1 protein-coding gene is annotated in these 327 nt (G+C 50.5%); it reads left to right on the forward strand.

The window, feature by feature from the left end; genetic code table 11:
• Window positions 1-73: 73 nt before the first annotated feature.
• On the forward strand, window positions 74-327 hold a 254-nt coding region (locus JHJ32_RS22750; protein WP_200123048.1), incomplete at its 3' end, for a hypothetical protein.

Raw genomic sequence — 327 nt, forward strand, 5'->3', positions numbered from 1 at the left:
GTATCCGCCCGACCAAGTACATATTTTCTGCTTGATTGATCCGCTGTAGCTTTACGCTCAAAATATTATGGTTATGAAAGAGCGTAGAGAGTACATGTTTACCCTTGTGGGCCAGTGGCGTGAGAGCGGTTTGACCCGGAAAGAGTTCTGCCTTCAGCATGGCATCACCCTGGGTAAGTTCAGTTATTGGATCAGTCGCTGGAAAGAAGACCAGTCTGGCGGGGATAACGTTTTTATTCCGATGGGTACTCCCGGGACGGCAGGTCATCCTGTTTTGTCGGTTGTTTATCCCAACGGTGTACGGCTGGAAGTGCCTTCGGCCGATCC

Origin of the sequence: Parapedobacter sp. ISTM3 (genome assembly GCF_016533505.1) — a bacterium.
GTDB lineage: Bacteria > Bacteroidota > Bacteroidia > Sphingobacteriales > Sphingobacteriaceae > Parapedobacter > Parapedobacter luteus.